This window comes from Bartonella melophagi K-2C (genome assembly GCF_000278255.1).
Classification (GTDB): Bacteria; Pseudomonadota; Alphaproteobacteria; order Rhizobiales; family Rhizobiaceae; genus Bartonella; species Bartonella melophagi.
Genome location: NZ_JH725086.1, coordinates 9906 through 20736 on the forward strand (window position 1 = coordinate 9906; position 10831 = coordinate 20736).

General features: G+C 31.5%; 6 protein-coding genes, 1 tRNA gene and 1 pseudogene. 2 read left to right on the forward strand and 6 right to left on the reverse strand.

The features are described from left to right. Nucleotides 1–6: 6 nt before the first annotated feature. The 5 genes and pseudogenes from ME3_RS06995 to ME3_RS06375 form a co-directional block, all read right to left on the reverse strand. Nucleotides 7–93, reverse strand: a pseudogene (locus ME3_RS06995) (ABC transporter ATP-binding protein); the annotation flags it as partial. A 168-nt stretch (nt 94–261) separates the two neighbouring features. Further along, nucleotides 262–816 carry a biotin transporter BioY gene (locus ME3_RS06360; RefSeq protein ID WP_007478087.1) on the reverse strand — a complete coding sequence of 185 codons (555 nt, stop codon included), beginning with the start codon at nt 814–816 and terminating at the stop codon, nt 262–264. Then, nucleotides 816–1532: an energy-coupling factor transporter transmembrane component T family protein gene (locus ME3_RS06365; protein ID WP_007478088.1), complete on the reverse strand. Its 717-nt coding sequence runs from the start codon at nt 1530–1532 to the stop codon at nt 816–818. The genes ME3_RS06360 and ME3_RS06365 overlap by 1 nt, the downstream gene beginning before the upstream one ends. Continuing rightward, the gene (locus tag ME3_RS06370; RefSeq protein WP_007478089.1) at nt 1529–2209 is read right to left on the reverse strand and encodes an energy-coupling factor ABC transporter ATP-binding protein; all 681 of its coding nucleotides are present in this window, start codon (nt 2207–2209) and stop codon (nt 1529–1531) included. The genes ME3_RS06365 and ME3_RS06370 overlap by 4 nt, the downstream gene beginning before the upstream one ends. A 46-nt stretch (nt 2210–2255) precedes the next feature. Next, nucleotides 2256–3683, reverse strand: a complete 1428-nt coding sequence (locus tag ME3_RS06375) for an amino acid permease (protein ID WP_007478090.1) — start codon at nt 3681–3683, stop codon at nt 2256–2258. Nucleotides 3684–4941: 1258 nt separating this feature from the next. Between ME3_RS06375 and ME3_RS06380 the strand changes: the two genes are divergently transcribed. Together ME3_RS06380 and ME3_RS06390 are read left to right on the forward strand one after the other, a co-directional pair. Then, nucleotides 4942–5017, forward strand: a tRNA-Thr gene (locus tag ME3_RS06380). Nucleotides 5018–6704: 1687 nt separating this feature from the next. After that, nucleotides 6705–7796: an outer membrane protein gene (locus ME3_RS06390; protein ID WP_007478091.1), complete on the forward strand. Its 1092-nt coding sequence runs from the start codon at nt 6705–6707 to the stop codon at nt 7794–7796. A gap of 823 nt (nt 7797–8619) precedes the next feature. On the opposite strand, the gene ME3_RS06395 is transcribed toward ME3_RS06390, so the two are convergent. Further along, nucleotides 8620–9402, reverse strand: coding sequence for an N-acetylmuramoyl-L-alanine amidase (locus ME3_RS06395; RefSeq protein ID WP_007478093.1), 783 nt, complete (start codon nt 9400–9402; stop codon nt 8620–8622). Between the last annotated feature and the right edge of the window lie 1429 nt (nt 9403–10831).

Consider the following 10831-nt stretch of genomic DNA (forward strand, 5'->3'; position numbering starts at 1 on the left):
GACTGATCATGACATTTTCGTTATATATTCTTTGATAGCCACAAAAGGCACGTCATCAACAACTATTTCCCCTTTATCAAAGACTAATACTCTATATTGCTTAACTTATTGATTAAAGCAGAATTTTCTTAGAGCATAAATAAAGGTATAGTGGTAAGAATAACTAAAATATACTTTTAAGGTAACTTTAAACAGAACTTCAATATATTTTGTAGCTTTTAAAAAACAAGTTTTGCAAATATACCTAGCAATAAATATTAACTACTCTTCTTTTGAATGAATCAGAGGAAAAGATTTTTTAATCGTAATTGCTATAGAAGATGCAATTAAAACTTTCAAAAAGTCGCCTATAAAAAAACCTAATGAGATCATCAAAGCTGCTAACAAAGAAATCTTAGCAACATAAGCTAGCCACAATACTCCAAAAAGGTGCACAATCCCAATACCACCTATAATATTTATGATTACTAATGTTATAAAATTTAACCGTAGCCAAAGCAATTGCACCATAAAGCCAATAAAAAATGCACCAATTGCAAAACCAATTAAATAACCACCTCCCGCTCCTAAAAAGCTACCAATGCCTCCACGTCCACCAGCTAATAAAGGTAGACCAATGGCAACAAGTAAGAGAAACAATACTGAGGCTAAAGCCCCTCTTTTTGCTCCAAGTATAGATCCCGCTAACATTGGCCCCATAGACTGAGCGGTAATGGGAAGCCCATTTAAAAAGGGGAGAAAAATAGGAGGAAAAAGACCTAAAACTGCATAAAGGGCAACAAATAGAGCAATATAAGCCAAATCTTTCGTATTCATCAAATTATTCTTTCAATATGAGTATTCCCATCATCCTTAGAAAGTGTATCATCAATATTACTATCATAAGAACGAGCTTCTAATGCTTCAGCAACCTCTGAAGCCATCCTTATTATTCGTATAATTACAGGTATTGCAAGAGCTATAATATTTGTATCCAATCCACGCGCTTTTTGTGCCTCACGTACCTCATTGAACTTTTCACTAACAACTGGAATAAATCTGATTGCCATAGATAAAATCATACTCAATTTTGATGGATTAATACCAAAGCGTCGGAAAGGTTGAAGTCCTAATTCAATTGAATTCATCATATCAGAAACTTTTGTTGTAGATGAGATAAGTGATGCTAGAGGAATAAGAATGATAAAATGCAATATAACTTCAAAACCTTTTAGCCAATTATTAAAAATAGCTTGAAAAATAAATATAAAAATTAAAAACAAACTTATCAATTTAAGCTGTCTTATCATATTGCTCAAAGGAATCTTAGCAATTCTATATAATAAAACCACTGATAATAAAAACAGGCATAAAATAGATATAGATGAAACCATAGATATAATGGTTCCAACCACTGATAATAAAAACAGGCATAAAATAGATATAGATGAAACCATAGATATAATGGTTCCACATACAATAAGAAAAAGTAGTTTAACTCCTGGTGGAAGCTTATGAATAAATGTATCCCGTGGAAGGTATAGACTGATCATGACATTTTCGTTATATATTCTTTGATAGCCACAAAAGGCACGTCATCAACAACTATTTCCCCTTTATCAAAGACTAATACTCTATCAAATTTTTTTAGAAATTCTAAATCATGAGATACGACAATTGCTGTTTGTGGCAATTTTTCTATAACTTGCGCAACTTTGCGTTTATTACGTAAATCGAGTAAAGTTGTTGGTTCATCAAAAATAATATAGTCTGGTTTCATGACTATCACACTTGAAATAGCGATTAATTGTTTTTGACCACCACTTAATAAATGTACTGCATGATTTTTAAAGTTCTGCAGATTATAACGCTGTAAGGTCTCATCAACACGTTGTTTGATTTCTTCCTTACTTAATTTCAAATTTTTAAGACCAAACGATAAATCCTCTTGCACCAATGGTAACACGATTTGATTATCGGGATTTTGAAAAACAAATCCTACTTTACGTTTTACTGCTTTTGCATCGCGTTTTGTATCCAGTCCATCAACACTCACAAAACCACTTGACGGCAGTTGTAAACCATTAATAAGACGAACAAATGTACTTTTTCCAGAACCATTTGCACCAATGATTGCAATTCGTCTTTCAGTAAGCTGTACAGTGATATTTTTTAAAACACACAAATCACCAAAGACTTGCGTCACCTTATCAAATTTTATTATCTTCAATATCTATTCCAATCAATTCACTTCATTGATATTGCCTTTTTTAGAGTTATCGCTTCAATTTATACGCCAACAATAAAAGTAAACACCATATGGGAATGATAACAACTGCCAAACTCATATCAGGCATGTGTGCAGGAATGTATGATTCAATAAAGGTTTGTTTAATTCCCATTGTGTTAAAGAGTTGAATCATTAGCCCATTTTCTCTAAAACCACTTGCAAACATAATGCCAAACAAAACTGCAAGAAAGCAAAGGCAAAGATAATTTGCATAAGGATATAAACCAAATCCATAAACAAACGCATCTTTTTTGTCTTTATGCGCTTTTCGAAATTTCAAATGAACAACAATAATAATAGCCCAAGTAAGTGCTGCTGTTGCAGTTGTAATGCTCATAATATGGATAAAAATATTCTCTGGTATAAAGAAATTAATAACAACTATCACTGCAGTACAAAGCGATGAAAAAAGGATAGCAATATAAGGAACACGAGCAGCATTCAATTTACTAAAGATATGCGGTGCATTTTTTTGCGCAGCTAAACTATAAAGCATACGGCCGTTAGAATACATGCTACTGTTGTAAACTGAAATGGCAGCTATAATCACTACGAAATTCAAAATATGGCCAGCTGCAGGAATGCCAATTGTTTCAAAAATAGCAACAAAAGGACTACTGTCTTTTCCAATCATATTCCATGGAATTATCATCATAATGACGCTAATAGAGCCAACATAGAAAATAATAATCCGCCACATCACCTTACGAATGGCCGTTGGAATTGTTTTTTGTGGATTTTCGGCTTCTCCAGCAGCGACACCAATAAGCTCTATTCCCCCAAAAGAAAACATTACTATAGCAGTAGCTAGCGCAACCCCCATTGCCCCATAAGGAAAGAAACCACCATGATCCCAAAGATGGTGAATGCTTGCTTGAGAGCCATTCATTCCAGTGACAATAAGAAAAATTCCGAAAACAATCATACCAACAACAGCAGCTATTTTGATAAAAGCTAAACCAAATTCAAACTCTCCATAAAGGCGAACATCAATAAGATTAACCAATGTAACAAGTAAAAGAACAATAAAAGCTGATTTCCAGTGATCAATTAAGATCCAGTGGTCAAGATATAAACCAATGACTATAAGTTCAGTCATGCTTACAACAATATAAAGAAACCAATAATTCCAACCTGTGATAAAACCAGCCAAATGTCCCCAATATTTATAGGCAAAAAAACTAAAAGCACCTGAGGTTGGTTCTTCTGCTAACATTTCCCCTAACATTCGCATAATGAAATAGACAATCAATCCTCCAATAAGATAGCCTAAAATAATTGAAGGGCCAGCTAATTGAATAGCTTCTGTTGATCCGTAAAAAAGACCCGTTCCAATCACGCCTCCTAAAGCAATCATTTGAATGTGGCGACTTTGAAGACTACGCTTCAATTCATTGTTTTTTTCTTCAAGCATTATTATTTATTACTCTTGTGGTATTTAACTTTTATAAAAATAGCCTAATAATATAACTATTTCTGTTAACGCGTTATATGGATATTCCGTTAAAAAATAAATTGGATAGGCTCCTTTATTCTTTATTTGAATTAACGATATTCATTGTTGTCAATTTTGTTATATTGACTGTTATAATATCAATCGTTGATATTGATAGCGCACACTGTGCGAATGCATCATATGGGCTACAACACAGTTAGATCAAGTATTAGTGTAGATTGTGAAAAGCTTCTTTAAAATCTATTATCTTTAAAACTACAAATTAAAATCCTCTATTTTTGAATATATGTACTATCTCGTAATCATTATAGATCTATTAAGAAATGCTGAGTACTTAGTTCTGATTAATTTGAAAATATGAAGCTCTGTACAAATTTCATTCCCAATCCTTATTTTATGGAAAATCTGTACGGAAGGGTACCAAATACGCTGGAATGGTTAAATTGTCTATAATCATCATGAGGTTATTTCTAAAAAAACTTCTTTGTGTTTTTGAAAATACTGTAATCTTCCCTACAAACAATATATTCAAAAATGATATAATAGCTGATTTTTGTAAATATGGTATTTGTAAAGTAATAATAAAAATATAACTCTTGTAAAGATAATAAAATTCTCTTTAAACTGCATTAAATAAAAAATATAAAGTTACACTAAAATGTTATTCATTTTATAATTTTTTATAAAGTATATTTTGTAAAAAACAAATATTTATCATAATTATATAGAAAATAGACATACTAATTTCAGTAAAAATAATTTAAAGTTTTTATTCAACGGAAATATAGTTGACTTGAGGAAACTTCAGTCTTTTTAAGCTAAAAGTCGCTTTAAAGCATTAAGTCTTTTAAATATTGCATCCAGATTTTTTCATTTTAAAATGCTTAGATCAAGTGAGTTTTTCACTTTTAAAATACAAATATTTTTATACTTCATAAAAGCATTTTAACATTATTTTGCCACTTTAAAAGCGTAAACTCTCTCCATACCTTTCAAGGCGATGTGTAATTATAAATTGAGTAAAATAGTTTGTTTGTATTTTATACTACCAAAAGCAAAAAATACTGCTTTATTATTAATTCCCGTAAATCTTTTTTTTCAATTCCAATAATGGCTGTGTCTTGCGAATTCTTATAAAAAATTTGCATACTTGCTTTTGCGCATACTTTTGGTTATTACCCTCGAACTGATTTTAATGATTAATGAATAAATCTATGCCGCATTAGCTCAGTTGGTAGAGCACATCATTCGTAATGATGGGGTCGCTGGTTCGAATCCGGCATGCGGCACCATTTTTCATATTTAGCATATTGTAATATATAGATTTTTTCTTTAATTGATAATTTTCAGCCCACCTTTTATCTACTTGTTACGGTTGATTACGGGTGATGCAATTTTATCTAAATTTTCATTTGCTCTGCATTTTTCTTTGATGTGAAAGCCAGTATTTCTTTTTTGCTCTACTTTGACTGCTTCTATTTGAGTATGGTGCAAAAAATACCTTTTAAATATCCAATTACCAATGACCACTTTAATACGCTGAAAGCTAAGCATGTTTGAGCTGATTTTGATCTTGTGACATATTTATTGCCATCATTAATATATTTCATAACCTCTTTATTTTTTACGAAAATTAGGTGAGAACACTTAAGAGTAATCTTTCATATAATGTGAATTATCTCAAATGAATGCGCTGAACCTTGGTGTTGATTAGTATGTGGACTACAATCGTGGTTTATAAAATTGTATTTTTGCACCTTGTGTGAATTATTTTAAAATTGCATTGATAAGATAAATCAAAGTTGCTGTTACTATTCTGATCATAAAACATTGGCGCACTGGTTTGACCTTTATGAATATCTTATTATCAACTTATCAACCAGTTCATTAAAATTTTGAAAAATTAGAGATGCGTTTGTGAGAAAACAAAAGTAGAATTATAGAGTTTCTTATAACTTTAAAGAGACACCTTTTTAAGGATTGTACCCTCACTATTGAGATGTGGCAAATTTTTATAATAGAAAATGACAAGAAAGGCAGAAGGACTTGTTTATTTTTATTGAGAGAGAATGAATTGCCAAATAACGCTTCATATCACTTTATATATTAACGATTTAATTTTGAAATAATGATAAGCTACTTGAATATCTAATAAAGTTAAAGAGAGCGTAAAACAATATTTATCATTCTAACGTAATATGATAAGTAAGTTTTTAAGAGTTTTAAAATAGTTTAATACTCTGTTATTTTGTACTGAAGTACAAAAATATTGGAATACGACTAAAAAATTAATGTGACTGCTTTGTGTGCAAATAATAAGACTTATAAAAGCGCTCTCAAAATTATTAGGATAAAATCAAAAAAGGCCTTATAGATTGTCCAATCTTTATGATTAAAAACTTAATGAAACAGCCCAAAAAACAGTCAAATTATTTCTGTTACAAAAAATCATGATAAAAAGTTAGTGTGCTTTAAAAGAGCAAATCCGCGGAAATTACAGTGAGGAATGTTATTGATTTTATGCAATTTATGAATGACTCTATTTCAGTTTTCTATATCCTATTGTGCAGAATTATGAAAATATTGAAGAAAAGAACTATAAAATTCTAATTAACATTATAAGAATAATAGAAAAGACTTAATTAAAAACGTCAAAATGAAATTCTAAACACTATTAAATTGCGGCAATTCTGATAGATTTTGGAAACTCTAAATCCTCTAAGATTTTGGATTCATTATTGAAAGCTTCTATTCTAGGTTTGAATGAACTTTGCTACTTATGAAGGAAAACACACAAAATAGAATTGAGCTGTTAATAGGCTAGTCATTATCACGGATAATAAAATAAACACCAAATTGTTTTTTAATTCTACAAATTTCACTTTTTTATTGATTGTATCATTTTTATTGTAGCTTCTTTTGAAAAAATGTGCGAATAATATCCATTATGTGTTTTAAAAGTTATCTCTGGAGGTGTTTATGAATATGAAATATTTAGTTAGTACGTCTATTTTCACCCTGTTTACAGCTTCTATGACACAAGCAGCAGATATTAGAATTCCTCGAGAGTTAAGACCAGTTGTTACGCCTGTTGAAGCGAGTTCTGTTGTTTCACCAGTTGTTGCTGCACCTATTTTCTCTTGGGATGGTTTTTATCTTGGAGGTCAGATTGGTGGTTTTTCAAGTAAAAGTGATCGAAGTTTATATGCTAAACAAGGGTCTAGTAGAGAATGGGCGCCAGTTGGGAAAGATGCATTACCTCAACTTTCTGGTTTTATGGGAGGTTTTTATGCGGGAGCCAATGTTAGTCTCGGGAATAGTTTTGTTCTAGGTGTTGATACAGATGTAGTCTGGTCTAATAAACAAGATACAAAAGTTATTGATAAGAGGGAGCATGAAATCCCAGAAATGGATGTGGTGTATCTAGAAGGACAAGAAGTAGATGAAGTTCCTCTACGACGGCCAGAAATACCAGACATGGAGGTAGTTCCTATGCAACCGCCAGAAATAAATAGAGTGCCTCTTCGGAAAAGAAATGGTGAGCTCTATGGTGGTGCTCGTAATCAGAATGGGCAGGAAGGGGAAGTAGGGCGTACAAGAAGGTCAAAACGAGCTGTAAGAGAATTTTCACCATTTGGAGGGAGATCATCTCATGGTGGTGGGGCAGAGACGATTCCAAGTGAGGCAGAAATAGCGAGACCTATTGAAATTTATAGTCATACTTTAAGACAAAAATGGTCTGGTGCTACACGAATGCGTATAGGTTTTGTAGCTGATCGTATTATGCCTTATGTCGCTGGTGGTGTTACTTATGCGCAACTTCAAGACATCTTTTCACGGTCAGTTGAGGTAGAGGGTAAGGAAATGAGCTCTTTTAATTTATCAGATGAAACAAAAATGATGGTGGGTTATACCCTTGGCGGTGGTATTGATTTTGCGATAGTTGATAACGTTGTTTTGCGTGCAGAATATCGTTATTCAGATTTTGGTAAGCAGAAATTTGCTAAGGACAAATTGGAGCTTGATTACAAGACCAATGATTTTCGTGTTGGTGTGGCCTATAAATTCTAATATGTTATAAAATTAATAATTTTGAAGTTCAGTTTACGATAGGTTTTTATTTTTTCTAAAGGTGTAGCAAAAGGACAGCGCTTTTTAGAGTGGTAAGGATATTAATTAAACAGGAGCAATGTTGCTTCAAAAGAGAATTGATTAAAAGGAGTGGGAGTTTTTAAACCTATCCATTTCAGCTTATCTTAGAGCGCATCCTTTTGTGTGCTTTAATTGGAGTGTAATTAACAGTATAAACAGTTTATATATTGCACGTTAATTATAGCATCAAAAGCGTAATTTAATTTTAACATGATTTATTTGCGTATTTAACTAAAAATGATAAAAAACGTTATCCCAAGTGCATATGAATGGGCGTAAATACGAGTAGAATGTCGATTTTGGTGTTTGTTTTTGTTATTTCTAAACTGGTGCTGAAGACAAGCTTGCAGTCATAAATATTTTCTTTGGGTGGCGTGTGCATTAAACTTTTGAAAAAATTTTTGGGAGATTAATGTAGAAAATTTTTTATGTTTTTTAGTTATTATTGATTAATAAAAGTAGATTTATCAGAACTACTTTTCTCTGCTTTCTACATCATCTTTATCTAGGGTTTTACATATCATTACGCGATATTAAGCTAAAAATTAATAATAAAGCTATTTATAGTGTAAATTTTTGAATAGTTAAGACGGAGTTCTGTTTATCATGATCGATTATGGTTACAGATAAATTTAGATGATCACAACGTATTGTAGTGCTTAATTCTAGTTAATAGAGTTTTACATGGTCTTTGCAAATATGGAGAAGCTACTGTTTTGACAGTTCTTTTGATGAAAATGACTTAGACTACTCCGGTGGGGAAGTATTTGTCTACCAAAGCATAAATAATTGCTGTTGTTTCAGCATCTAGAATTCCATTATAGTTCTCTTGGCGAAAATGAAGCTGAAATGCTCGGATTAGATTCTTATATCCGCATTTAGTTTTTGCAGTTGAGGTATCATATCCATACTGCTTTAGTTTAACAACAACCTGTTTTTTTGCTTTTTCCAAGCATGTGTAATTACAAAACTCTTTTTGGTAACAATTTTTTAATTCATCATCATACCATGCTCCTATACCTGCTTCATAAAGCTGTTTCCATGGGAAAGCTGCACCTGGGTCATTTTTTCTTCCAATGGCAATATCACTATGACCAACGACATTGGTTGGCGTGATATCTGGATAACGTTGAAGAATATTCAATGCGAGTTCTTTTATTGCATCAATTTGTGTTGGGTTATAAGGGGGGAATGTAAATACTTCTTCAGTGGTTGCTAGATTAACGATTTCAATTCCAATGGATGTATCATTCAGATTATTATGTTCACTCCATGAACTTACACCAGCATGCCATGCACGTTCATTTTCATCAACTAAGTTAAAAATACGGATATCCTTAAAGCCAGCTTCAAGATAAGTTTTCTCTGAAGGATCAGGAACAAGATAGTGAGCACTAACTAAGGGGCCTGTAAGAAGAGCGATTGACGTTTCAAAATTGACCGCAGTGTAATGTATAACTAAAAAACGAACCCGACGATTAAAACTTTGTATAGCACGATAACTATTGTAATCAATTTTATACATAGACAATCCTCTTTTAAGAATTCATTTCTGCTTAATAATAAAACATATAGATTAATATTGGTGTTATTTGGAAAATTGTTTACGGTACAAGGTCGGTACCCATTAGTGGACTATAACTAAAAATATTATACCATAAATTGAATATTTTCTTTTTCTCTACTATAAAGAGCTTTTTTAAAAACAAGAACGTAATTTTTGAGAAAATATCTACTTTTAATTTTACTCTTTTCTTTAATAAAATTCACAAATTCAATTTCTGGAAAATACATTATGCATTGAAATAATTGTTTTTAGAAATCATGAAGTTTAGACAGGATCTACACTGTAAATGACCTATTATTTATGATAAATTCTACGGTATTAGATATTTTTCTAATATTATCCTGACATTCTAATAGATAATTTATAATTCAGTATTCTATTTTTTACCTTGAGGGTATTGGAGCGTATTTTTGGAAATTTATTTGTTATAAGTTAAAACGTCTTTTAAATATCCGATTCGGAAATAATTACATTCTCATTGTGATATAAAAGAGCAAAATCACACCCTCTTAAAACAATCAAATTCATTTTCAGAATATTTTACACAAAGCTAAAATTGCTTTTAAACGATTTTAGTGAATATTATTAATTAGGTCATAGAATTTATTCTCTTATTTGATTTGCATTGCATTAACACAAAAACAACGTTAATGAAACACAAATTGTATAATGCTTTTTTAGTGATTAAAAATACATATATTGTTATATACCCCTTACTATTTTACTTAAAATACAAAAAAAAATCAAGAAACATCTCTGCAACTTCAACACAATCAATCAACTATCCACACATTCCTACGCTTCCTCAAAATAACACAAACAAAAACACTCTCCCTCCCAACTTCATCGCCAAAACACCCAACTCTCCAAACAAAACCACCCAAAACCCAAAACAAACTCAAAACTTTTATCTCAAACTGTAACTTTGTTGCCACTTTACGAACAACCCAAAATAAACTATACGTACAAAACCAAATACACCCTTTGATACAAACAATCTTCAAAGGAAAACTTATTTTTAAACATTTTATACTCAAAAATTCAGGTGCTTTATGATTAAAAAATCCACAATACAACACTTAATCTTACTACAAAAACAAAAAATACCCAATCCTCACACCCCTTTACAAAATCCTACCTCAAATTACTCAAACAAACCTCCCAAACATACACTCCTCCCACTCACAAACCCAACTCACCACTCTTTCTCACCCATCACTTAACGTTCAGGTTTGTTTGTTTTCCGGTATGTGTTTATGGTTTTGTTTAGAGAGCGTCTAGTTTTGTTTTGATGTTTTTTTTGTCGAAGGCTTTATGGTGGGTGTTTGATTTTGTAATCAAAGCGTTCGTGTGTGTTATCATTTTTTTATTCTTTTATTTAAGAACA

Bases quoted from the DNA above. Each gene is read 5' to 3' on its own strand.
- ME3_RS06375 (WP_007478090.1), bottom strand. From the start codon at position 3,683: ATGCTTGAAGAAAAAAACAATGAATTGAAGCGTAGTCTTCAAAGTCGC.
- ME3_RS06390 (WP_007478091.1), top strand. From the start codon at position 6,705: ATGAATATGAAATATTTAGTTAGTACGTCTATTTTCACCCTGTTTACA.
- ME3_RS06365 (WP_007478088.1), bottom strand. From the start codon at position 1,532: ATGATCAGTCTATACCTTCCACGGGATACATTTATTCATAAGCTTCCA.
- ME3_RS06360 (WP_007478087.1), bottom strand. From the start codon at position 816: ATGAATACGAAAGATTTGGCTTATATTGCTCTATTTGTTGCCCTTTAT.
- ME3_RS06395 (WP_007478093.1), bottom strand. From the start codon at position 9,402: ATGTATAAAATTGATTACAATAGTTATCGTGCTATACAAAGTTTTAAT.